This is a genomic window from Georgfuchsia toluolica (genome assembly GCF_907163265.1).
In the GTDB taxonomy this organism is placed as follows: Bacteria; Pseudomonadota; Gammaproteobacteria; order Burkholderiales; family Rhodocyclaceae; genus Georgfuchsia; species Georgfuchsia toluolica.
Genome location: NZ_CAJQUM010000001.1, coordinates 2,458,934 through 2,480,641, shown reverse-complemented (window position 1 = coordinate 2,480,641; position 21,708 = coordinate 2,458,934). Strand labels below are relative to the sequence as shown.

General features: G+C 60.4%; 25 protein-coding genes. 18 read left to right on the top strand and 7 right to left on the bottom strand.

Annotation, left to right across the window (positions count from 1 at the left end; translation table 11 throughout):
* Positions 1–42: 42 nt before the first annotated feature.
* Complete coding sequence (gene dnaA / locus K5E80_RS11745; protein WP_220636332.1) at positions 43–1,422, bottom strand: chromosomal replication initiator protein DnaA; 1,380 nt, start codon at positions 1,420–1,422, stop codon at positions 43–45.
* A 264-nt stretch (positions 1,423–1,686) separates the two neighbouring features.
* Here dnaA and rpmH point away from each other — a divergent pair, with 264 nt between their 5' ends.
* The 18 genes from rpmH (at position 1,687) to K5E80_RS11655 (ending at position 17,158) form a co-directional block, all read left to right on the top strand.
* A complete protein-coding gene (gene rpmH, locus K5E80_RS11740; protein ID WP_220636331.1) occupies positions 1,687–1,821 on the top strand; it encodes a 50S ribosomal protein L34 in 135 nt (44 codons plus the stop codon).
* A 23-nt stretch (positions 1,822–1,844) separates the two neighbouring features.
* The gene (locus K5E80_RS11735) at positions 1,845–2,219 is read left to right on the top strand and encodes a ribonuclease P protein component (RefSeq protein ID WP_220636330.1); all 375 of its coding nucleotides are present in this window, start codon (positions 1,845–1,847) and stop codon (positions 2,217–2,219) included.
* Positions 2,216–2,437, top strand: a complete 222-nt coding sequence (gene yidD, locus K5E80_RS11730) for a membrane protein insertion efficiency factor YidD (RefSeq protein WP_220636329.1) — start codon at positions 2,216–2,218, stop codon at positions 2,435–2,437. Before K5E80_RS11735 ends, yidD begins: the two co-directional genes overlap by 4 nt.
* Positions 2,438–2,457: 20 nt before the next feature.
* Complete coding sequence (gene yidC, locus K5E80_RS11725; protein WP_220636328.1) at positions 2,458–4,131, top strand: membrane protein insertase YidC; 1,674 nt, start codon at positions 2,458–2,460, stop codon at positions 4,129–4,131.
* Positions 4,109–5,458 (top strand): tRNA uridine-5-carboxymethylaminomethyl(34) synthesis GTPase MnmE, encoded by a 1,350-nt coding sequence (gene mnmE, locus K5E80_RS11720; protein ID WP_220636327.1) that lies wholly within the window; start codon positions 4,109–4,111, stop codon positions 5,456–5,458. The genes yidC and mnmE overlap by 23 nt, the downstream gene beginning before the upstream one ends.
* Positions 5,459–5,591: 133 nt before the next feature.
* A complete protein-coding gene (mnmG, locus tag K5E80_RS11715; RefSeq protein ID WP_220636326.1) occupies positions 5,592–7,475 on the top strand; it encodes a tRNA uridine-5-carboxymethylaminomethyl(34) synthesis enzyme MnmG in 1,884 nt (627 codons plus the stop codon).
* Complete coding sequence (gene rsmG, locus K5E80_RS11710) at positions 7,472–8,098, top strand: 16S rRNA (guanine(527)-N(7))-methyltransferase RsmG (RefSeq protein ID WP_220636325.1); 627 nt, start codon at positions 7,472–7,474, stop codon at positions 8,096–8,098. The genes mnmG and rsmG overlap by 4 nt, the downstream gene beginning before the upstream one ends.
* On the top strand, positions 8,099–8,866 hold the full coding sequence (locus tag K5E80_RS11705; protein ID WP_220636324.1) for a ParA family protein: 768 nt from the start codon (positions 8,099–8,101) through the stop codon (positions 8,864–8,866).
* Between the two features lie 158 nt (positions 8,867–9,024).
* Positions 9,025–9,879 carry a ParB/RepB/Spo0J family partition protein gene (locus tag K5E80_RS11700; RefSeq protein WP_220636323.1) on the top strand — a complete coding sequence of 285 codons (855 nt, stop codon included), beginning with the start codon at positions 9,025–9,027 and terminating at the stop codon, positions 9,877–9,879.
* Between the two features lie 132 nt (positions 9,880–10,011).
* The gene (locus K5E80_RS11695; protein ID WP_220636322.1) at positions 10,012–10,347 is read left to right on the top strand and encodes an ATP synthase subunit I; all 336 of its coding nucleotides are present in this window, start codon (positions 10,012–10,014) and stop codon (positions 10,345–10,347) included.
* 2 nt (positions 10,348–10,349) lie between these two features.
* Positions 10,350–11,234 (top strand): F0F1 ATP synthase subunit A, encoded by an 885-nt coding sequence (gene atpB / locus K5E80_RS11690; RefSeq protein ID WP_220636321.1) that lies wholly within the window; start codon positions 10,350–10,352, stop codon positions 11,232–11,234.
* Positions 11,235–11,286: 52 nt separating this feature from the next.
* A complete protein-coding gene (gene atpE / locus K5E80_RS11685) occupies positions 11,287–11,535 on the top strand; it encodes a F0F1 ATP synthase subunit C (RefSeq protein ID WP_220636320.1) in 249 nt (82 codons plus the stop codon).
* Between the two features lie 31 nt (positions 11,536–11,566).
* A complete protein-coding gene (locus tag K5E80_RS11680; protein WP_220636319.1) occupies positions 11,567–12,037 on the top strand; it encodes a F0F1 ATP synthase subunit B in 471 nt (156 codons plus the stop codon).
* Positions 12,038–12,043: 6 nt separating this feature from the next.
* The gene (locus K5E80_RS11675; protein ID WP_220636318.1) at positions 12,044–12,583 is read left to right on the top strand and encodes a F0F1 ATP synthase subunit delta; all 540 of its coding nucleotides are present in this window, start codon (positions 12,044–12,046) and stop codon (positions 12,581–12,583) included.
* A 163-nt stretch (positions 12,584–12,746) separates the two neighbouring features.
* Positions 12,747–14,288: a F0F1 ATP synthase subunit alpha gene (gene atpA / locus K5E80_RS11670; RefSeq protein ID WP_220636317.1), complete on the top strand. Its 1,542-nt coding sequence runs from the start codon at positions 12,747–12,749 to the stop codon at positions 14,286–14,288.
* 21 nt (positions 14,289–14,309) lie between these two features.
* Positions 14,310–15,191, top strand: coding sequence for a F0F1 ATP synthase subunit gamma (gene atpG / locus K5E80_RS11665; protein WP_220636316.1), 882 nt, complete (start codon positions 14,310–14,312; stop codon positions 15,189–15,191).
* Between the two features lie 25 nt (positions 15,192–15,216).
* Positions 15,217–16,635 carry a F0F1 ATP synthase subunit beta gene (gene atpD / locus K5E80_RS11660; protein ID WP_220636315.1) on the top strand — a complete coding sequence of 473 codons (1,419 nt, stop codon included), beginning with the start codon at positions 15,217–15,219 and terminating at the stop codon, positions 16,633–16,635.
* A gap of 97 nt (positions 16,636–16,732) precedes the next feature.
* Entirely contained in the window at positions 16,733–17,158 is a 426-nt protein-coding gene (locus K5E80_RS11655) for a F0F1 ATP synthase subunit epsilon (RefSeq protein WP_220636314.1), read from the top strand.
* 114 nt (positions 17,159–17,272) lie between these two features.
* On the opposite strand, the gene K5E80_RS11650 is transcribed toward K5E80_RS11655, so the two are convergent.
* The 6 genes from K5E80_RS11650 to K5E80_RS11625 all read right to left on the bottom strand — a co-directional run bounded on the left by K5E80_RS11650 (position 17,273) and on the right by K5E80_RS11625 (position 21,542).
* The gene (locus K5E80_RS11650; protein ID WP_220636313.1) at positions 17,273–17,515 is read right to left on the bottom strand and encodes a YecH family metal-binding protein; all 243 of its coding nucleotides are present in this window, start codon (positions 17,513–17,515) and stop codon (positions 17,273–17,275) included.
* Positions 17,516–17,575: 60 nt separating this feature from the next.
* Positions 17,576–18,082 carry a hypothetical protein gene (locus tag K5E80_RS11645; protein ID WP_220636312.1) on the bottom strand — a complete coding sequence of 169 codons (507 nt, stop codon included), beginning with the start codon at positions 18,080–18,082 and terminating at the stop codon, positions 17,576–17,578.
* A 137-nt stretch (positions 18,083–18,219) separates the two neighbouring features.
* Entirely contained in the window at positions 18,220–19,503 is a 1,284-nt protein-coding gene (locus K5E80_RS11640; protein ID WP_220636311.1) for a dihydroorotase, read from the bottom strand.
* Positions 19,504–19,505: 2 nt separating this feature from the next.
* The gene (locus K5E80_RS11635; RefSeq protein ID WP_220636310.1) at positions 19,506–20,471 is read right to left on the bottom strand and encodes an aspartate carbamoyltransferase catalytic subunit; all 966 of its coding nucleotides are present in this window, start codon (positions 20,469–20,471) and stop codon (positions 19,506–19,508) included.
* 40 nt (positions 20,472–20,511) lie between these two features.
* Positions 20,512–20,985 (bottom strand): Holliday junction resolvase RuvX, encoded by a 474-nt coding sequence (gene ruvX, locus K5E80_RS11630; RefSeq protein ID WP_220636309.1) that lies wholly within the window; start codon positions 20,983–20,985, stop codon positions 20,512–20,514.
* Positions 20,982–21,542, bottom strand: coding sequence for a YqgE/AlgH family protein (locus K5E80_RS11625; RefSeq protein ID WP_220636308.1), 561 nt, complete (start codon positions 21,540–21,542; stop codon positions 20,982–20,984). Before K5E80_RS11625 ends, ruvX begins: the two co-directional genes overlap by 4 nt.
* Between the last annotated feature and the right edge of the window lie 166 nt (positions 21,543–21,708).

Genomic DNA, 21,708 nt, shown 5'->3' with positions numbered 1-21,708 from the left:
AATGTTCGCCAAGGGGTTATACATAGTGATCATTTGCCTTGATTACCCTTTTAACGTTTGCGTGAGGACGAGCAAATCGTTGTTGAGAACGCCGTCCTTGGCGCGCAGACCGATGATGGTACGGTAGGCATGCAGTACGGTAGTGTGATCACGTCCGCCGAATGCCTCGCCAATCTCGGGTAGACTGTGGGCAGTGAGCTCTCGTGACAGCCACATGGCAACCTGGCGCGGGCGCGCAATGGCGCGCGTGCGTTTGTGTGAATACATGTCGGCAACCTTGATGTTGTAGTAGTCGGCAACGGTCTTCTGGATCAGGTCGAGCGTGAGCTGGCGGTTGGTGGCCCCGATCACATCCTTCAGGGCTTCCTTGGCGACTTCAATGTTGATGTCACGGCCATGAAAGTGGGCGAAGGCAAGGACCCGGTTCAGGGCGCCTTCGAGTTCGCGCACATTGGAGCGCAGGTTTTTGGCGATCAGAAAGGCGACATCGTCGCTGATGTCGATGCGCGAGGCTTCAGCCTTTTTCTTGATGATGGCGACGCGCATTTCCAGCTCGGGTGGTTCAATCTGAACCGTGAGGCCCCAGTCGAAGCGGGAAATAAGGCGGTCTTCAAGGCCCTGGATATCTTTCGGATAGGTATCGCAGGTAATGATGATCTGTTTCTTGGCTTCGACCAGCGCATTGAAGGCGTAGAAGAATTCTTCCTGGGTGCGGTCCTTGCCGTTGAAAAACTGGATGTCATCGATCAGCAGCAGGTCGAGATTGCGATAAAGACGCTTGAAAGTATCGAATGCGCGTTGCTGGTAAGCGCGCACGACATCGGAGACGAAGTCTTCGGCGTGGCTGTAGCGCACTACTGCCTTGGGGTTTGCCATCAGCACCGCATTGCCGATGGCATGAATAAGGTGTGTCTTGCCAAGACCGACGCCGCCGTACACAAACAGCGGGTTGTACGACGTGCCGGGATTCATGGCGACCTGTTGTGCGGCGGCGCGAGCCAGATCGTTGGCGCGCCCGGTGACCAGGGTATCGAAAGTGAAATCGGCGTTGAGGCGGGTTCTGTCGTAGGACGGGTCGCCAATATGATTGCGCGATGAAGAAATCGGCAACAGAGAAGCAGCAGGTACCGGAGCAGCGGCATCATTAGCTGCTTCAGCTGCGGGTTCCGATTTGAGGGCTTCACACAGGCTGAGACTGACGTTGACTGGCTCGCCATAGAACTCACGGCTCAAGGTTTCTATCTTGCTCATGTAGCGCTCACGCACCCACTGCAGGATAAAGCGGTTGGGGGCAAGAACTCGCAGGCGGCGCGGTTTTTCGTCCGCATCTTCAAAGCGCAGGGACTTGATCCACGTGTTGAACTGTTGCGCGGGCAACTCACGCTCAAACTGGCTCAAACACGCCGACCAGAATTCACTCATGTTCTCGTTATCCCCTGAAAACAGCCAAGATCAAAAGATCTTTTGTATGCGTGTGGTCTTTTTTGTAAAGGATTTTCGCGGGAGCAGGTCCCAAATGCGAGAGGGGATTCTAGCCGTTTATCGGAAAGTTATCCACAACCCAAGAATGATTTTTTAAGTCCCCGATTGCCGTTGGTTATCTGAAAGCGATCTTTTCTTTTGGCTTGGCAGAGTGGTGCGGAAACTATACAATTGCGCGTTTCTCTTCTGCCGGAAGGCACCCCCATGAAACGTACCTATCAACCTTCCGTCGTGCGTCGCAAGCGTACTCACGGCTTTCTCGTTCGTATGCGCACCAAAGGCGGTCGTGCGGTGATCCGCGCACGTCGTGCCAAGGGCCGTCATCGCCTGTCTGTCTAATTGCAGGTGGCCCGAGTTGGCCAATGAGCGTGGCTGGTGAATTCTGTTTTCGTCCGCGACACCGCTTGCTGCAGGCTGCTGAATACACCGGTGTTTTTGGGCAACGTCGAGTCTTGCGTGGGGTTTTGCTTGATTTGCATTTCAAGCCTGGCGCCACAGAGTCGGCTCGTCTGGGTCTGGTGATTCCCAAACGCAATGCCGCGCTTTCGGTGACACGCAATTATTGCAAGCGGGTGACTCGCGAGTTTTTTCGGCAACGTCGTGCCGGGTTGCCTGCACTGGATCTGGTGTTGCGCTTGGCGCGACCCATCAAATCGACAAGTCGCGAGTTCCATGACTCGTTGGGGCCTGCCTTGCGCGAGGATTTCGACAAGCTGCTGAAACGATTGCCGCGATGAAACATCTACTGTTGGCTTTCCTTGTTCTGCTGATTCGCGCTTACCGGCTGCTGGTGAGTCCTTTATTGGGCCGTCATTGCCGCTTTCATCCCAGTTGTTCCGAATACGCCCTCGAAGCGCTGCGGCGCCATGGCTTGTGGCAGGGCTCGCGGCTGGCGCTGCGCCGTATCGGCAGCTGCCACCCCTGGCATGCCGGCGGCTTCGATCCTGTCCCCTGACTTTTTGCTGCCCAGACCCTATGGATAACCGTCGTTTGATGTTGCTTGCCATCTTCGGCTTTTCGCTGCTGATGCTCTGGGAGGCCTGGCAAAAGGAACATCAGGCCCCGTTACCCGCCACCGTCGCCAGTATTGCCCGGCCGGTGGCGTCCTCTGCGGGTGTTCCAGTGCCGACTACGTCGGTGCCGAATGCTGCCGTGCCGACCGCGAGTGCGGTACCGGAAGCGGTTGGTACTGCCGGCGCCGCAACAGCGAAAGCGACGGTGAAAACCGATGTGCTGGTCGCGGAGATATCGGCGCAAGGCGGCGATCTGGTGCGACTTGAGTTGCTCAAGCACAAGGCAACCGACGATACAGACAAAAATTTCCTGCTTTTCGACTCCGGCGAAAAAAACATTTACGAGGGTCAGAGCGGGCTGATTGGGAGGGGCTTGCCCAACCACAAGACACTCTGGCAACTGGTGCCCGGCAGCCTTGAATTGAAGCAGAGTGAAGACGTCGTACGTGTTGCGCTTCAGGCGCCATTGGAGAGCGGCGGCAAGGTAGTAAAGACTTACACCTTCCGGCGTGGTAGCTATCTGATCGACGTCGATTATCAGTTGTTCAATCAAGGTATCGCACCTCTGCAAACAAGCGCTTACTTCCAGATAACGCGTGACGGGAAGCCGGCCGAGAGCGCCAGCCCGAGCGTAATGGGAATGGGTGCGGTGACATTTACCGGTCCTGCGATCTACACCGATAAGGAGAAGTTCCAGAAGGTTACCTTCGCCGATATCGACAAGGACAAAGCCAAGTACGCCACCAGTGCTAATGATGGATGGATAGCCCTGGTACAGCATTATTTCGTCAGCGCCTGGCTGCCGAAGGAAGGCGTTGCGCGCGAGTTCTATATTCGCAAGCTTGGCGACAATCTCTACTCGGCCGGCGTGATCGTGCCTTTCCCTGCCGTGGCGCCAGGCGCCAGCGCCAATCTCGGAGTGCGGCTCTACGCCGGACCGCAGGAGCAGAACAAGCTTAAACAGATCGCGCCGGGCCTCGACCTGGTGGTCGACTACGGCTGGCTGGCGGTAATTGCTCAACCGATCTTCTGGGTAATGGAACTGATCCACCGTATGGTCGGCAACTGGGGTTGGTCGATCATCCTGCTGACGGTGCTGATCAAGGCGGTGTTTTTCCCGCTTTCGGCCGCGAGCTACAAGTCGATGGCGAAGATGCGTTTGGTCATGCCGAAAATGACCAAGCTCAAGGAAATGTACGGTGACGACCGCGCCCGGCTCAACCAGGAAATGATGGAACTATACAAGAAGGAAAAGATCAATCCACTGGGCGGTTGCCTGCCGATCGTGGTGCAGATTCCGGTCTTCATCGCGCTCTATTGGGTGTTGCTGGGCGCCGTGGAAATGCGCAATGCGCCCTGGTTGGGCTGGATCACCGATCTTTCGGTGAAGGATCCTTATTACATTCTGCCGCTAATCATGGGCGCAACGATGCTGATCCAGACCAAGCTTAATCCAACGCCACCGGATCCGATGCAGGCCAAGGTGATGATGATCATGCCCATCGTCTTCACCGCCATGTTCCTCTTCTTTCCGTCCGGCCTCGTCCTTTACTGGGTGGTCAACAACGTGCTGTCGATCGCCCAGCAGTGGCAGATCACGCGCATGATCGAAGGTGGAAAGAAAACAACAACCTGACACCATTGCCGCCATTGCCACGCCACCGGGCCGTGGCGGCATCGGCGTTGTGCGTGTGTCCGGCCCTGCGCTAGCCGAATTCGCTGAGCGCCTCTCCGGCAAGAAGCCGCAAGCGCGGCGCGCAGTTCTAACCACATTCAAGACTGACGACGGGCAGGCCATCGATCAAGGCATCCAATTGTATTTCCCCGCGCCGCATTCCTTCACCGGGGAAGATGTGCTCGAATTGCAGGGGCATGGCGGGCCGGTGGTGATGCAGCTGCTTTTGCAGCGCTGCATCGAACTCGGCGCACGGCTCGCGGAACCGGGTGAATTCTCGCGCCGCGCCTTCCTCAATGACAAGCTCGATCTGGCGCAGGCGGAGGCGGTTGCGGACCTGATCGAGGCTTCCACCGCGGCGGCGGCGCGTTCCGCGCTGCGTTCGCTGTCAGGCGCTTTTTCGCGCGAGATCGATGTACTGCAGAAAGGGCTGATCGAGTTACGCATGCTGATTGAAGCCACGCTGGATTTTCCCGATGAGGAAGTCGACGTGCTGCGCGACACCGATGCTGTGCAGCGCTTGCAGAAATTGCGAACCGAAGTTGCGGGCCTGTGTGATCGCGCGCAGCAGGGCAGCCTGCTGCGGAATGGCCTGCATGTGGTGATCGCCGGTCAGCCCAATGTCGGCAAGTCGTCGCTGCTCAATCGCCTGGCGGGCTTTGAGCGCGCCATCGTTACCGATGTCGCCGGCACCACACGTGACGCTCTCCATGAAACCATCCAGATCGAAGGCATTCCGCTCCATGTGGTCGACACGGCGGGCCTGCGCGAGAGCGAGGACGTTGTCGAGCGTATCGGCATCGAACGTAGCTGGAGGGAGATCGAGCGCGCCGACCTGATCCTGCAAGTGGTCGATGCGCGCCATGGAATTACCGTCGACGATGCCGCGCTCGCGGCCCGCTTCCCGGCGGCGCTGCCGCAGCTTGTCGTGGAGAACAAGTGCGACCTGACCGGCAAGGCGGCGGCCAGCCGCACTGAAGGTGGCTTGACTCATCTGCGCTTATCGGCCAAGACCGGGGAGGGTGTCGATCTACTGCGCCGCGAATTGCTGCGCGTTGCGGGATGGCACGAGCATGGCGAGGATGTGGTGCTGGCGCGGGTGCGGCATCTCGATGCACTGGCCGAAGTCGCGAAACGACTTGATACTGCATCAGCGCAGCTCTCTGGGATTGAGTTTTGCGCCGAAGAATTGCGCCTTGCCCAGGCGGCATTGTCGCGTATCACCGGCGAATTTTTGGCTGACGACCTGCTCGGCGAGATATTTTCACGTTTCTGCATCGGCAAATAGCCACAAACCTTGTTTCACGTGAAACAAGGTCAACCCGCCGGTCTTGTGTTTCACGTGAAACTTTGTCAGTTCTGAATTGCAAGCTAGAGGCGTATCATTGCGCCTCTTTTCGGTTTGCGGATTTCCCATTTCGATGCTTTTCCCGGCTCGCTTTGATGTGATTGTCGTCGGTGGCGGCCACGCCGGTACCGAAGCGGCGCTCGCCTCGGCGCGCGCGGGGGCGAAAACACTACTGCTCACGCACAATATCGAAACCCTGGGCCAGATGTCCTGCAATCCTTCCATTGGCGGCATCGGCAAGGGGCATCTGGTCAAGGAGGTTGATGCCTTGGGCGGGGCGATGGCCGCCGCCACGGACGAAGCCGGCATCCAGTTCCGTATCCTGAATGCCTCGAAAGGCCCTGCAGTGCGCGCCACTCGCGCCCAGGCCGACCGGATGCTCTACAAGCAGGCAATCCGGCATCGACTGGAGAATCACCCTAACCTGACGCTGTTCCAGCAGGCGGCTGACGACCTGATGCTGCACGGCGACCGTGTTGCCGGTGTCGTTACCCAGCTTGGTATCCGCTTCGAAGCTGCTGCCGTGGTGTTGACGGCCGGTACCTTTCTCAACGGGATGGTGCATGTCGGGCTGGAGAACTATCGTGCCGGGCGTTTCGGCGATCCGGCTTCGATTTCGCTGGCACAGCGCCTGCGCGAAATGCGGTTGCCGGTGGGACGGCTCAAGACCGGGACCCCACCGCGTCTCGACGGTCGCACCATCGATTACTCCAGGACGCAAATCCAGCCCGGCGATGATCCTGCCCCCGTGTTTTCCTTCCTCGGCCGCCGCGAACAACATCCGCGCCAGGTGCCGTGCTGGATTACGCAGACCAACGCACGCACGCACGACATCATCCGCGGCGGACTCGACCGCTCGCCGATGTTTACCGGTGTCATTGAAGGCATCGGGCCGCGCTACTGCCCCTCGATCGAAGACAAGATTCATCGTTTCGCCGGCAAGGACAGCCATCAGATTTTTCTGGAACCGGAAGGCCTCACTACGCATGAGATCTACCCGCAAGGGGTTTCGACCAGTCTGCCGTTCGATGTGCAACTGGCGCTGGTGCGCAGTATTGCCGGACTGGAGAATGTGCATATCCTGCGCCCCGGTTATGCGATCGAATACGACTACTTTGATCCACGCAACCTGAAGGCATCACTGGAAACCAAGTCGATCGCCGGACTGTTCTTTGCCGGCCAGATCAATGGCACCACGGGTTACGAAGAAGCGGCAGCACAAGGCCTGCTGGTCGGGGTCAATGCCGCCCGGCAGGTGCAGGGCAAGGAAGCCTGGAGCCCGCGCCGCGACCAGGCCTATCTGGGTGTGCTGGTCGACGATCTGGTCACGCGTGGCGTCTCCGAGCCTTATCGCATGTTTACCAGTCGCGCCGAATACCGGCTCTCGCTGCGCGAAGACAACGCCGACTGGCGCCTGACTGAAATCGGCCGCGAACTGGGTATTGTCAACGATGCGCGCTGGGACGCTTTCAACCGCAAACGCGATGCCGTGGCGCGTGAGACCGAGCGGCTTCACAGCACCTGGGTCAACCCGAAACTGGTGCCCGAAGCCGACGCCGTGCGGGTTCTGGGCAAGCCGCTGGAACGCGAATACCGCCTGCTCGATTTGTTGCGCCGGCCCGATGTGAGCTATCAAAGCCTGCTTACCCTGCCCGGTTCAGGCGCGGGAGAGACCGATCCGCAGGTGGCCGAGCAGACTGAAATCCAGGCCAAGTATCGTGGCTATATCGAGCGCCAGCGCGATGAGATCGAGAGGGCTCACAACAACGAAACCCTGGCGTTGCCAACCGACCTCGACTATGCCGAGGTGCGCGGTCTGTCGATCGAGGTGCGGCAGCGACTTAACCAATATCGCCCGGAAACCCTGGGGCAGGCCTCGCGCGTCCAGGGAGTTACTCCGGCGGCGATTTCGTTGCTGTTGGTGCACCTCAAGCGCCGCGAGAAGAAACGCGCATGAATCGGAACGAGATATTGCGCGCGGGGTTGAATGCTCTGGGGCTTGACTTGCCGGAAACGGCCACCCAGCGATTGCTGGCCTATGTCGATCTGCTGGTCAAATGGAACCGCACCTATAATCTGACGGCGATACGGGATGGCGATGAGATGGTGACGCAGCACCTGCTTGATTCGCTCTCGATCCTGCCCTTTCTGCAAGACGTGCAGAGCCTGGCGGATATCGGTAGCGGGGCGGGACTGCCGGGCATTCCCTTGGCCATTGCACAACCTCAACTGGCAGTGACCTTGATTGATTCAGTGCAGAAAAAATCGGCCTTTCAGCAGCAAGCGAAAATCGATCTGGCGCTGACGAATGTGAGCATTTACTCCGGGCGTATTGAAGATTACCGGAAATATGATGAATTCGATGCGGTGACCGCGCGGGCGTTTTCCGATTTGCCGCTACTGGCAAAAGCCGCCGGGCCGCTATTGCGGCCCGGCGGCCGTATTTACGCCATGAAAGGCGTGTTGCCGCAGGACGAGATGGCGGCCTTGCCTGCACCTTGGCATGTTGCGGCAACCCCCAGGTTGCTGGTGCCGGGCTTGAGCGCCGAGAGACATTTGTTGATTCTGGAAAGAAACTGAATGCACATTTTTGCGGTGGCCAATCAAAAGGGCGGGGTCGGCAAGACCACCACCAGCGTCAATCTCGCGGCGGCGCTGGCGCAGCAGGGACAGCGCACCCTGCTGGTCGATCTCGATCCGCAGGGCAATGCTACGATGGGCAGCGGCATCGACAAGCGCGGGCTGACGCGTTCGGTGTACCAGTTGCTGCTCGGCATGGCCGAACTGGCCGAGGTGCGTGCCGCGTCACCTTCCGGGGGATTCGACGTGCTGCCGGCCAACCGTGAACTGGCTGGCGCCGAGGTGGAAATGGTCGATCTGGAACGGCGCGAGGCGCGGCTCAAGGAGGCGCTGGACAAGCATCGCGACGACTATGATTTCGTTCTGATCGATTGTCCGCCCTCGCTATCGATGCTGACCCTCAACGGACTCTGCGCCGCTCATGGCGTTGTCATACCCATGCAATGCGAATACTACGCGCTGGAGGGCCTGTCCGATCTGGTGAATACCATCAAGAAGGTACATGCCAATCTCAATCGCGAGCTCAAGGTCATCGGTCTGCTGCGCGTGATGTTCGATCCGCGCAGCACCTTGTCGAACCAGGTTTCGGCTCAGCTCGAAGAACATTTCGGCGACAAGGTCTTCAGGACCATGGTGCCGCGCAACGTGCGGCTGGCCGAGGCGCCGAGCTACGGGGTGCCCGGCGTGATTTTCGACAAGTCATCGAAAGGCGCGCAGGCCTATCTTGCATTCGCGGCGGAAATGATCGAACGCGTCAAAAGCATTTAGCGGCAAAGAAAGTTGAATGTGGCGTCCGGTCTCTTTCGAGTGCAGCGAGCTGCTGATCGCCTCCCCCGGGAGGGCCGGGCCTATTTGTATGCTGTTACGTGCTATTGCAGGTGTCATTCGATGCCAGCGCTAGCGTGAGTTAGGGAGAACAAGGAAAAATGAGTCCACCCAAATTGAAAGGGCTTGGCCGCGGTCTCGACGCGCTGCTGGCGGCCAACAATGCGCCGGACAGCCAGCGCCAGGAAGTGCTCCCGGTCGGCATGCTGCAGCCCGGCAAGTACCAGCCGCGTACGCACATGGATCCCGGTTCGCTCGAGGAACTCGCGGCGTCGATCAAGGCCCAGGGGCTGATTCAGCCGATTTCCGTGCGCCCCGTCGGCAAGGGCCGCTACGAGATCATCGCCGGCGAGCGGCGCTGGCGTGCGGCGCAGATTGCGGATCTCGCCGAAGTGCCGGTGCTGGTCCGCGAAATTTCCGACGACGCGGCGCTGGCCATGTCGCTGATCGAAAACATCCAGCGCGAAGACCTCAACCCGCTCGAAGAGGCTGCCGGCCTGCAGCGCCTGATCGATGAATTCGGCATGACCCATCAGCGGGCCGCCGATGCCGTTGGCCGCTCGCGCCCGGCGGCATCGAACCTGCTGCGCCTGCTGCAATTGGCCAAGCCGGCGCAGGACATGTTGATGGCGGGCGATATCGAAATGGGGCACGCCCGCGCCCTGCTGCCGCTGGCGAAAGCGGAACAGGGCCGGGTTGCCGCGCTGGTGGTCGAGAAAGGTTATTCGGTGCGCGAGACCGAGCGCATCGTGGCGCGCGAAATCAATCCACCGGCCAGAAAAGCCCCGCATCGGGAGACGGATCGTGACCTTGCCCGGCTGGAGGAGGATTTGTCGGACAGCCTTGGCGCTACCGTGAAAATCTCCGCCAATCGCAAGGGTGCGGGCAGCGTCAGCATTCGTTTTGGCAGCCTCGATCAGCTCGATGGATTGATCGAGCGCATGCGGCGCAGTTGAGGCTTAAAGCGATCCTGCCATGCCTGAAATTGGCGCAGCATATCCATTGACTTCGTATCGCAAAAAACATACACTGCGCGCGCTCTTGACGCAGGGGTGTCCCTGGCGGTTTGCAGGGAGCGTCAGACGGCCATGCTAAAAGTGATTTCCCTGCAGGTGGCGGCGCTGATTCTGGCAGCGCTTATCGCGGGGTTCTGGGTAGGGGAACGCGGCGTTGTCTCAGCCCTGATCGGCGGCAGCGCCTATCTGATACCAAATCTGCTTTTTGTCCTGCGCCTCGAATTTGCGGCCGCTGCTGGCCGCGCCAACGTGGTGACTTTTGCAGTCGGCGAATTGTTCAAGGTCACCGCCACGATCGTAACGCTGGTCGTTGTACAGCGATGGGTCGACCTGCATTGGCTTGCCATGCTGGGTGGACTGTTTGCCGTACTGCAGACCAATTTGTTTGCTTTTTTGCTGAAAACCTGATCATGACGACCGGTCTCGAAGAAGCCGCATCCCAAGCCCCCACCGCGGGCGAGTACATCGTCCACCACCTGACGCACCTGAACAATACCGGCCACAAGCAGGACGCCATCATCGACTGGTCGGTCATCAATTACGACACGCTGTTCTATTCCATCACCCTTGGCCTTATTACCGTCGGCATCATGGCGTTAGCCGCGCGCAAGGCGACTTCGGGCGTGCCGGGCCGCTTTCAGGGCATGGTCGAAATACTCTTTGAATTCGTCCGCGACCAGGCCAAGTCCATCATCCATTCCGAAGAGTCGCGCAAATTTGTCGCGCCGCTGGCGCTGACCGTGTTTGTCTGGACCTTGCTGATGAATGCGATGGATTTCCTTCCTGTCGACCTGCTGCCGGATGCATGGCAAACAGCGACGGGCAACCACCATGCTTTCATGCGCGTGGTGCCAACCGCGGACCTTAACGCAACGCTCGGCATGTCGATGGGCGTGCTGCTGCTCTGCATCTATTACAACATCAAGATCAAGGGTCTCGGCGGCTGGCTGCATGAATTGGTGACGGCGCCGTTCGGCACCAGCAAAAATCCATTGCTGGCGCTGCTGCTGGGCGTGGTCAATGTCGCCATGCAGATCATCGAGTTTGCCGCCAAGACCATTTCCCACGGCATGCGGCTGTTCGGCAACATGTATGCGGGCGAACTGCTGTTCATGCTGATCGCCCTGATGGGCGCCGCCTGGGCCGGTACCGGTACCAGTGTTGCCCTCTTCGTCGGTCATGTTCTGGCCGGTTCAGCCTGGTCAATTTTCCACATCCTGATTGTCGTGCTTCAGGCTTTCATTTTCATGATGCTGGCGTTGGTGTACATCGGTCAGGCACACGAAGGGCATTGATCGCAAGTTTTGTTTTTTGTTTCGTATTTTTAATTAATCAAAAGGAGTTGTCATGGAACATGTTCTTGGTTTCGTTGCCCTGGCCGCAGGCCTGATCATCGGTCTCGGCGCGGTCGGCGCGTGTATCGGCATCGGCATCATGGGTTCAAAATATCTCGAAGCTTCCGCGCGTCAGCCCGAACTGATGAATGCACTGCAGACCAAGATGTTCCTGCTCGCCGGTCTGATCGATGCCGCGTTCCTGATCGGCGTCGGTATCGCGATGATGTTCGCCTTCGCCAACCCGTTCGTTCTCCACTAATCGTCTCCCGCCTACTTAAAGGAGCGAAACCGTGAATCTGAACGCAACCCTGTTCGCGCAGCTCGTTGTGTTTTTCGTACTGGCGTGGGTCACGATGAAATTCGTGTGGCCGCCGCTGATGAAGGCCATCGATGAACGCGCGCAAAAGATCACCGACGGGCTTGCGGCAGCGGACAAAGCGAAGAACGACCTCGTCCTCGTCGAGAAACGCGTGGGCGAGGAACTGCGCCATGCGCGCGAAGCCGCCACTGAATTGCGCGGCGGCGCCGAGAAGCAGGCCAGCCAGTTGGTGGATGAAGGCCGCGCCGAAGCCGCCCGCATCATCGCTGCCGCGCGCGTTGCCGCCGAAGCCGAAGCCGGTGCCGCTGCCCAGCGCGCCAAGGAAGCGTTGCGCGACCACGTTGCCCAGCTCGCCGTTGCCGGTGCCGAGAAGATTCTGCGCAGGGAAATCGATGCCAAGGCCCACGCCGATCTGCTGGCGCAATTGAAGTCGGAGCTGTAATTCACCATGGCCGAGAACGTCACCCTGGCGCGTCCCTACGCCGAAGCCGCTTTCCAACTGGCCAAGGCAGACCCGGCTGCACTGTCCGCCTGGTCGCAGACGCTCGGCCGCATGGCTGCGGTTGCCAGCGACGCCGAGATGCAGGAATGCATCGCCAATCCGCAACTTGATTCCGGGCAATTGGAAAAGCTGTTTGCGGGCGTGGTTGGAGACAATCTCTCGGCCGAGCAGCAGAACTTTGTCCGCGTGCTGATCGACAACGACCGGCTTGGTGCTCTGCCCGAGATCGCGCAGCTATTCAACGAGTTGAAGAACGGCCACGACGGCGTCAAGGTCGCCGCCGTGGAATCCGCCTTCCCGATGGACGATGCTGCGGTGAAGGCGCTCGTTGTCGATATCGAGCGCAAATTCCAGTGCAAGATCAACGCAACAGTCCGTGTCGTGCCCGAATTGATCGGCGGTGTTCGTATCGCTGTCGGCGACGAAGTGATCGACGCATCCGTACGCGGCAAGCTCGCTGCGATGGCCAGCGCGCTAAAGAGCTAACGAACCCAGGCACAAGACACCGTGATTTGTATTAATCGAGCGCAGCGAGCCAGTAGTCACCTTCCCCGCGAGGGGGAGGATGGGAGAGGGTGGGCGTCTATGCCTTTGCGCCTTCTTCCGTCCACAGGTGGCACTGATCGTCACGCGCATTAGGAGCAATTCCATGAGCAACCTCAATCCCTCCGAAATCAGCGACCTGATCAAGAGCCGGATCCAGAACCTGCAGCTCGCCGCCACGGCGAAGAACGAAGGCACCGTGGTTTCGGTGACCGACGGCATCTGCCGCGTGCATGGCCTGGCCGACGTGATGCAGGGCGAAATGCTGGAGTTCCCCGGCAACACCTTCGGCCTCGCGCTCAATCTCGAACGCGACTCCGTCGGCGCCGTCGTGCTCGGCGAGTACGAACACATCTCCGAAGGCGATACTGTCAAGTGCACCGGCCGCATTCTCGAAGTGCCGGTCGGCCGCGAGCTGCTCGGCCGCGTCGTCAATGCGCTGGGCGAGCCGATCGACGGCAAGGGTCCGATCAACGCCAAGGAGAGCGACAAGATCGAAAAAGTCGCGCCGGGCGTGATCTGGCGCCAGTCGGTATCGCAGCCGGTGCAATCTGGCTTGAAGGCGATCGATGCCATGGTGCCGGTCGGCCGCGGCCAGCGCGAGCTGATCATCGGCGACCGCCAGACCGGCAAGACCGCGGTGGCTGTCGATACCATCATCAACCAGAAGGGGCAGAACCTGTTCTGCATCTACGTGGCGATCGGGCAGAAGGCTTCGACCATCGCCAACGTGGTGCGCAAGCTCGAAGAACATGGCGCGCTCGAATACACCATCGTGGTTGCCGCCACCGCTTCCGAATCGGCTGCGATGCAGTACATCGCGCCGTATGCCGGTTGCACCATGGGTGAATATTTCCGCGACCGCGGCATGGATGCTCTCATCATTTATGACGACCTCACCAAGCAGGCTTGGGCCTATCGCCAGATCTCGCTGCTGCTGCGCCGGCCGCCTGGCCGGGAAGCCTATCCCGGCGACGTGTTCTACATCCACTCGCGCCTGCTCGAACGCGCCGCGCGCGTCTCCGAGGAATGGGTCGAGAAGTTCACCAAAGGTGAAGTCAAGGGCAAAACCGGTTCGCTCACGGCGCTGCCGGTGATCGAAACCCAGGCCGGCGACGTCTCCGCCTTCGTGCCAACCAATGTGATTTCGATTACCGACGGCCAGATCTTCCTTGAAACCGACTTGTTCAACGCCGGTATCCGCCCCGCCATGAACGCCGGTATCTCGGTGTCCCGCGTCGGTGGCGCCGCCCAGACCAAGGTCATCAAGAAGCTCGGCGGCGGCGTGCGTCTGGCGCTGGCGCAGTACCGCGAACTCGCCGCGTTTGCGCAGTTTGCTTCCGACCTCGACGAAGCCACGCGCAAGCAGCTCGAACGCGGCCGCCGCGTCACCGAACTGATGAAGCAGCCGCAATACGCGCCGCTGTCGGTGGCCGATATGGCGGTGTCGCTGTATGCCTCCAATGAAGGCTTCATGGATGATATCGATGTCGCGCGCATCCTGCCGTTCGAATCCGCGCTGCACCAGTACATCAAGCAAAAGCATGCCGCGCTGATGGAAAAGATCATGGGCAGTAAAGATCTCGACAAGGACGCCGAAGCCGAACTCAAGGCTGCGGTTACCACGTTCAAGAAGTCCTGGGCGTAATCCCTTTCAAGGAGAAAGATCATGGCCGCCGGGAAAGAAATCCGCACCAAGATCAATAGCGTCCAGAACACCAAGAAGATCACCAAGGCGATGGAGATGGTGGCCGCGTCGAAAATGCGCAAGGCGCAGGAGCGCATGCGTGCCGCCCGTCCCTACAGCGAGAAAATCCGTCAGTTGGCAGCCAATCTGTCGCATGCCAATCTTTCGGAATATCGCCATCCCTTTCTCGCCAAACGCGCCGATGGCAAGCCTGGGCGCGTCGGTGTGATTCTGGTGACGACGGACAAGGGTCTGTGCGGCGGCCTCAACACCAACGTGCTGCGCCTGCTCGTCAGCAACATGAAACAGTGGGGAGAGGGCGGCACAGATGACATCCGCGTCACCGCGATCGGCAACAAGGGGCTGGGTTTTGTGCAGCGCCTGGGTGCCAATATCGTGTCGAGCGCCACACAGCTCGGCGATACGCCGCACATCGACAAGCTGATCGGGCCGATGAAAGCCATGATCGACGTGTTTCAGGCCGGCGAACTCGATACCGTGTATATCGCCTATACGCGCTTCATCAATACCATGAAGCAGGAGCCGATAGTCGAGCAGTTGCTGCCGCTGACCGGCGAGCGCCTCGGCACGCCGAAGGGATCGTGGGACTACCTCTACGAACCCGACGCACAGGTGGTGATCGATGAAATGCTGGTGCGCTATGTCGAAGCGCTGATCTATCAGGCGGTGGCCGAGAACATGGCCTCCGAGCAAAGCGCGCGCATGGTGGCCATGAAGGCCGCCACTGACAACGCCGGTACCGTCATCAAGGAGCTGCAACTGGTCTACAACAAGGCCCGTCAGGCAGCAATTACCAAGGAAATTTCGGAAATCGTCGGCGGGGCCGCCGCGATTGCCGGTTAACGATTACTGTATTAAGGAAACGACCATGAGCAACGGAAATATCGTCCAATGCATCGGCGCCGTGGTGGACATCAAGTTCCCCCGCGAAGCCATGCCCAAGGTCTATGACGCCCTCCTCCTCGATGAGAGCACTGCGTTTAGCGAAGCCGGCCTGACCTTCGAAGTGCAGCAGCAACTCGGCGACGGCATCGTGCGTACCATCGCCATGGGCTCCTCCGACGGCCTGCGTCGCGGCATGAAGGTCAAGAACACCGGCGCGGCGATCTCGGTCCCGGTCGGTGGCGGTACGCTCGGCCGCGTGATGGACGTGCTGGGCCGTCCCATCGACGAACGCGGCCCGGTGCAATACGAAGAGCTGCGCGAGATTCACCAGCCCGCACCGAAGTTCGACGAACTCTCCGCCTCGATCGACCTGCTCGAAACCGGCATCAAGGTGATCGACCTCATGTGTCCGTTCGCCAAGGGCGGCAAGGTCGGCCTGTTCGGCGGCGCCGGCGTCGGCAAGACCGTGAACATGCTGGAGCTGATCAACAACATCGCCAAGCAGCACTCGGGCCTCTCCGTGTTCGCCGGCGTCGGCGAGCGCACCCGCGAGGGCAACGACTTCTACCATGAAATGTCTGATGCCAAAGTCATCGACCAGGAAAACCTCGCCAACTCCAAGGTGGCGATGGTGTTCGGCCAGATGAACGAGCCGCCGGGCAACCGCCTGCGCGTGGCGCTGACCGGCCTCACCATGGCCGAGAAGTTCCGCGACGAAGGCCGCGACATCCTGTTCTTCGTCGACAACATCTACCGCTACACCCTGGCCGGTACCGAAGTGTCCGCGCTGCTCGGGCGCATGCCATCCGCCGTGGGCTATCAGCCGACGCTGGCCGAGGAAATGGGCCGTCTGCAGGAGCGCATCACCTCGACCAAGGTCGGCTCGATCACCTCGATCCAGGCCGTGTATGTGCCGGCCGATGACTTGACTGATCCCTCTCCCGCGACCACCTTCGGCCACCTCGACTCCACCGTCGTGTTGTCGCGCGACATCGCCTCGCTCGGCATTTATCCCGCGGTCGACCCGCTCGACTCCACCTCGCGCCAGCTCGATCCGCTGGTGGTCGGCGAAGAGCACTACACTGTCGCGCGCCGCGTCCAATCCACGCTGCAGCGCTACAAGGAACTGCGCGACATCATCGCCATTCTCGGCATGGACGAGCTCGCGCCCGAAGACAAGCTGGCCGTGGGCCGCGCGCGCAAGATTCAGCGCTTCCTGTCGCAGCCTTTCCACGTTGCCGAAGTGTTCACCGGTTCGCCCGGCAAGTACGTTTCGCTGAAGGACACCATCAAGGGCTTCAAGATGATCGTCGACGGCGAATGCGATGCGTTGCCCGAACAGGCCTTCTACATGGTTGGCGGCATCGAAGAAGCCTTCGAGAAAGCCAAGACATTGCAGTGAGGAGAGAAGAGATGGGAGCGCTGAGTCAGCATTTGCGGCCGACGCAGTCGGCCGGTGACTTTAACTCCTCACTCCTCACCCCTAACGGAGTTAACATATGGCAATGACTATTCATGTAGACGTCGTCAGCGCGGAAGAGTCCATCTTCTCCGGCTTGGCCGAATTCGTGGTTCTGCCCGGCGAAGCTGGCGAGCTGGGCATCCTGCCCGGCCACATGCCGCTGATGACGCGCATCCGTCCCGGCGCCGTGCGCATCAAGCCGCCGCAATCCGATCACGAAGAATTGATCTTCGTTGCCGGCGGCCTGCTTGAAGTGCAGCCGGGCTTGGTGACCGTGCTCGCCGACACCGCGATTCGCGGCAAGGATCTCGACGAAGCAAAGGCGCTCGAAGCCAAGCAGAAGGCCGAAGAGGCGATGAAGAACGCCGGCAGCGACCTCGATCTGGCCCGCGCCCAGTCCGAGTTTGCGATGATGGCGGCGCAACTCGCCGCGATCCAGAAACTGCGCAAACGCGGGCATTGAGTGCTTTTGCAGCACCCAGCAAAAAGGCAGCCACGGCTGCCTTTTTGTTGATCGCAGATTGGTTTGCCCGCGTAGCGTTATGCCGAACTCAGGCCCCTTGTAAGTGCCTACTCTTCAGTGCTGACATATCCTGTCCAGTTCGGTTCTGAACCCTTCACCCTTATCGATGAATTTGCTGCGGCACTCCAGAAACCCAATCAATTCCTCTGTCTTCATGTTTGCGACGGAGCAGGTGAAGAACCTGGCTTCCGCGCCAAAACGCTCGACGGTGACAGCGCGCAGTGCGGCCTTGGTATAAACCCGGCCCTCCTCCATCATCATGTGCATGACTTCGTGGCCATGGATTTGTTCTGGCATGATATTGACTCCTAATCGTAACGGTGTTTGTTGGGCATAAGTTCTCACGTGATTTGGCAATCAGCGCGGGGATGTCGCTTCAAACGTGACAGGAGCCTTTATAAGCGCGGCTTGGCAACTCCCGCTCTGAATGACGTCCACCCGTATTAGCGTATTCGCATCCAGCGCACGAAAAACGGCCTCACGTGCATCACCACGCCACGGACCACGGAAGTAGGAGCCCAAGTAAGACCGTCCCATAGGCGCAACCCCATTAGCATTCACATACAGAAGCTTACGGATTCGCTCGACCGTTTGGGCACAGGCAGTGCGAAATGACTCGGCGCGGACTTTCCGTATGGCGACAACTATTTCGATTTGGTCCGGATCAATTTTGTAGGAAACGCTGGCATCTTCGATTGGGAAGGGCCAATCCTTGATTCCGGCCAGAGCAACCTCCAGTCTGAAACTACCGAACTCGAGCTTGGATACCGGTGCGTCGCGAATGTCATTCAACGGTGTCGCCAGGACAGTGCTGCTGAAAGCGGCCGCCGACGCCAAAAGCAGAGCAGCAATGTGTCTGTTCATTGTTACCTGTTATGTCAAACAGCTATTGGTCGGACGGCTTTGTCCGCTTATTGATAATCATCCGGACAGAGATGGAAGGGATAAAGGGGCGCCCCTCAGGCCGGGCCAAACCGAGACGAGTATTGATCATTCCATTCCTATGCCCAGCTTCCATCATAAGCAAGGTGTCCGTCAATCAGGGTGTAGCGCACGCGGCCTTGCAGTTCCTGGCCGAGGAAGGGCGTGTTCTTGCCCTGGCTCTTGAGTGATTCGCGCGTGATGCGATAACTCGCCTCGGGATCGAAAATGCAGATGTCCGCCGCGGCGCCGACTTTCAACGTCCCGGCGTCGATGCCGAGAATGCGCGCCGGATCGGCACTGATGCGTGCCAGCGTCTTGGCCAGCGGCAGCTTGAGTTCGCGCCCCCAGCGCAGCGCGAGCGGCAGCAGCAGTTCCAGTCCCGTGGCGCCGGGTTCGGCTTCGGCGAACGGTACCTGCTTGCCGTCGTCATCGACCGGGGTGTGATCCGAGCACAGCGCATTGATCGCTCCGCTGGCGAGACCGTGGCGCAGTGCCTGCATGTCGCCCTGCGCGCGCAGCGGCGGATCGAAGCGCGCCAGCGGGTCGAAATAGCCGATAGCGTCCTCGCACAAATGCAGGTGATGCACCGACACGTCGCAGGTCACGGCGATGCCGGCCGCACGCGCGCCCTCGATCATCTCCAGCCCGGCGGCCGAGGAAATGCGCCGCACATGCAGGCGCGCGCCGGTCTCGCGTGCCAGTTGCAGCATGGTCGACAGAGCCACGGTTTCGGCGACCACAGGGATGCCGGCGAGGCCGAGGCGGGCGGCGACTTCGCCGTCGTGTGCGACGCCGCCCTGCGCCAGATGCGGATCGACCGGCGGCAACCACACCGCGAAACCGAAAGTTGCGGCGTACTGCATCGCGCGCAGCAGTACCTGGGTATCGACGATGGCAGTTCCGGTCTGACTGAAGGCGACGCAGCCGGCCTCGGCCAGCTCGGCCATTTCGGTAATGCGTTCGCCACTGAGGCCAAGCGTCAATGCGCCCACCGGATAGACATGAGCGAACTCGGGCAGCCGCGCCCGGTGTTTCAACATTTCGACCAAACCCGGCTCGTCGAGCGGCGGGTCGGTGTCGGGTGGGCAGGCCAGCGAAGTCACGCCGCCCGCGGCGGCCGCCGCCATTTCCGATTCCAGCGTGGCCTTGTATTCATAGCCCGGCTCGCGCAGCCGCACGGCGAGATCGACCAGGCCCGGCGCTACCACGCAGCCGCCGGCGTCGATGACCGCGGCCGACTCGAAACCCTTGGGCGCTTGGCCGATCGCGGCAATGTGGCCGGCAACGACGAAGACGTCGGCCTGTTTGTCGAGGTCGTTCGCGGGATCGACGACGCGGCCGTTCTTGATCAGTAATTTCATTGTTATTTCTCCGCCAGCATGCTCATCACCGCCATGCGCACGGCGATGCCGAAAGTGACCTGCGGCAGAATCACGGCCTGCCGGCTGTCGGCCACCGCCGAATCGATTTCAACGCCGCGGTTGAGCGGCCCCGGATGCATCACGATGGCATCGGGCTTGGCCAGCGCCAGCCGTTCCGGCGTCAGACCGTAGACCTTAAAGAACTCCTGCGGGCTCGGCAGCAATGCGCCCTGCATGCGTTCGTTCTGCAGGCGCAGGGTCATCACCACATCGACGCCGCGCAGCCCTTCGTTCATGTCGTTGCAGATGCGCACGCCCATGCGCTCGATGCCGGTCGGCAGCAGTGTCTTCGGTGCGATGACGCGTATTTCCGGCACGCCGAGCGCGGTCAGCGCGAGGATCTGCGAGCGCGCCACGCGCGAGTGCAGGATGTCGCCGATGATCGCCACCGTGAGATTGCTGAAATCCTTCTTGTAGTGGCGGATGGTGTACATGTCGAGCAGGCCCTGCGTCGGGTGCGCATGGCGCCCGTCACCGGCATTGACGACATGGATGTGGTTGCCGCCGGTCGCCGCCAGGTGCTGCGCGATCAGGTGCGGCGCGCCGCTCTCGGCATGGCGCACGACGAACATGTCGGCCTGCATCGCGGTCAGGTTGTCGACGGTGTCGAGCAGGGTCTCGCCCTTGGCGGTCGAGGAAGAGTTGATATTGAGATTGATCACGTCGGCGGAAAGGCGCTTGGCCGCGATCTCGAAGGTGGTGCGCGTGCGCGTCGAGTTCTCGAAGAACAGGTTGAACACGCTCTTGCCGCGCATCAGCGGCAGCTTCTTCGCCTCGCCCCTGACCGGCTTGGCGAAGGGTATGGCGCGGTCGATGATCGCCATGATGATCTCGCGCGGCAGGCCGTCGATGGTGAGCAGATGCTGCAGCTCGCCGTTCTTGTTCAGCTGCGGATTGGAGGCGTTCATGGCTAGCCTCCGACCGCGCGATATGAGCGATAAGTGTTCATCATTGTTTTTCCCCGAAAACCCCTTGTTGCGAAAAGTAATCGTGCAGGATGGTTGCCGCCGCCTCGGCATCCAGCGTCTGCTTGCGCTGCTTCCAGTTCTGTCCTTGCGCCGCCAGCCGCGATTCGGCGTCGACCGAACTGAGGCGCTCATCGACCAGCGTCACCGGCAGCCGAAAACGGCCTTCGAGCTGGTGCGCGAAACGGCGGCAGCGCAATGTCATTTCGTGTTCGCCCCCGTCCAGGTCGAGCGCGAGGCCGACCACGAGTAGCCGCGGCTCCCACTCGGCGATCAGTTTGGCGATGGCGGCGAAACGGCTGGCGTTGTCTTCCGCATCGATCGTGGCCAGTGCGCGCGCGCTGCCGAGCATCGGTGCACCGACGGCGACGCCGATGCGGCAGAGGCCGAAATCAAAAGCCAGTACGGAAGCGCCTGCGGCGCTGTTTGGCGCGGAAGTGGAGCGGGCAGCCGTCACGCGTGCCCCGCCACCTCGGACAGGTTGGAGAAGTCGACGCCGAGCAGATGCAGCGCGGCGTCAAGGCGCACCTCGGGCGGCAGGTCGAAAATGATGTGCGGGTCGGCCTGTACCGTCAGCCAGGCGTTTTGCGCCAGTTCCCACTCAAGCTGTCCCGCTGCCCAGCCGGAATAGCCGAGCATGACCAGCGCCTTCGACGGTTCGCCGGTCTGGCCGATGGACTGCAGGATGTCGCGCGAACTGGTGAGGGCGATATTGTTGTCGACGCGCAGTTGCGATTGCCATTGCTGCGCCGGTTGATGCAGCACGAAACCACGGTCGGTCTGCACCGGGCCGCCGAAATAGATCGGCGCCGTGGCCGGCGCCTTTTCCTCATAGGCGATGTCGACGCGTTCCAGCAATGTGCCAAGCGTCATATCTGTCGGCCGGTTGATGATGACGCCGAGCGCGCCTTCGGCATTGTGTTCGCAGATGTAGGTGAGGGAGCGCGAAAAATTCGGGTCAGCCATGGCGGGCATGGCGATCAGGAAGTGGTTGGCAAGGCTGACCGTGTCCATCAGGATTGCATTGTAACGCTATCCCGCGCGGTAGATTCCCTCGCTTAGCGTGAAAAGCAGCGCCGGAGCGCCTTGTGATATCGAGCGTAGCGAGCTGATCGGTAGCCCCGCCCTGGGGCGGGGGCGTAGGCGGGGTTTCGCAGAGCAAGGCGCTGCGCCGCCGAAG

Bases quoted from the DNA above. Each gene is read 5' to 3' on its own strand.
- dnaA (WP_220636332.1), bottom strand. From the start codon at position 1,422: ATGAGTGAATTCTGGTCGGCGTGTTTGAGCCAGTTTGAGCGTGAGTTG.
- rpmH (WP_220636331.1), top strand. From the start codon at position 1,687: ATGAAACGTACCTATCAACCTTCCGTCGTGCGTCGCAAGCGTACTCAC.
- K5E80_RS11735 (WP_220636330.1), top strand. From the start codon at position 1,845: ATGAGCGTGGCTGGTGAATTCTGTTTTCGTCCGCGACACCGCTTGCTG.
- yidD (WP_220636329.1), top strand. From the start codon at position 2,216: ATGAAACATCTACTGTTGGCTTTCCTTGTTCTGCTGATTCGCGCTTAC.
- yidC (WP_220636328.1), top strand. From the start codon at position 2,458: ATGGATAACCGTCGTTTGATGTTGCTTGCCATCTTCGGCTTTTCGCTG.
- mnmG (WP_220636326.1), top strand. From the start codon at position 5,592: ATGCTTTTCCCGGCTCGCTTTGATGTGATTGTCGTCGGTGGCGGCCAC.
- rsmG (WP_220636325.1), top strand. From the start codon at position 7,472: ATGAATCGGAACGAGATATTGCGCGCGGGGTTGAATGCTCTGGGGCTT.
- K5E80_RS11705 (WP_220636324.1), top strand. From the start codon at position 8,099: ATGCACATTTTTGCGGTGGCCAATCAAAAGGGCGGGGTCGGCAAGACC.
- K5E80_RS11700 (WP_220636323.1), top strand. From the start codon at position 9,025: ATGAGTCCACCCAAATTGAAAGGGCTTGGCCGCGGTCTCGACGCGCTG.
- K5E80_RS11695 (WP_220636322.1), top strand. From the start codon at position 10,012: ATGCTAAAAGTGATTTCCCTGCAGGTGGCGGCGCTGATTCTGGCAGCG.
- atpB (WP_220636321.1), top strand. From the start codon at position 10,350: ATGACGACCGGTCTCGAAGAAGCCGCATCCCAAGCCCCCACCGCGGGC.
- atpE (WP_220636320.1), top strand. From the start codon at position 11,287: ATGGAACATGTTCTTGGTTTCGTTGCCCTGGCCGCAGGCCTGATCATC.
- K5E80_RS11675 (WP_220636318.1), top strand. From the start codon at position 12,044: ATGGCCGAGAACGTCACCCTGGCGCGTCCCTACGCCGAAGCCGCTTTC.
- atpA (WP_220636317.1), top strand. From the start codon at position 12,747: ATGAGCAACCTCAATCCCTCCGAAATCAGCGACCTGATCAAGAGCCGG.
- atpG (WP_220636316.1), top strand. From the start codon at position 14,310: ATGGCCGCCGGGAAAGAAATCCGCACCAAGATCAATAGCGTCCAGAAC.
- atpD (WP_220636315.1), top strand. From the start codon at position 15,217: ATGAGCAACGGAAATATCGTCCAATGCATCGGCGCCGTGGTGGACATC.
- K5E80_RS11655 (WP_220636314.1), top strand. From the start codon at position 16,733: ATGGCAATGACTATTCATGTAGACGTCGTCAGCGCGGAAGAGTCCATC.
- K5E80_RS11650 (WP_220636313.1), bottom strand. From the start codon at position 17,515: ATGCCAGAACAAATCCATGGCCACGAAGTCATGCACATGATGATGGAG.
- K5E80_RS11645 (WP_220636312.1), bottom strand. From the start codon at position 18,082: ATGAACAGACACATTGCTGCTCTGCTTTTGGCGTCGGCGGCCGCTTTC.
- K5E80_RS11640 (WP_220636311.1), bottom strand. From the start codon at position 19,503: ATGAAATTACTGATCAAGAACGGCCGCGTCGTCGATCCCGCGAACGAC.
- K5E80_RS11635 (WP_220636310.1), bottom strand. From the start codon at position 20,471: ATGAACGCCTCCAATCCGCAGCTGAACAAGAACGGCGAGCTGCAGCAT.
- K5E80_RS11625 (WP_220636308.1), bottom strand. From the start codon at position 21,542: ATGGACACGGTCAGCCTTGCCAACCACTTCCTGATCGCCATGCCCGCC.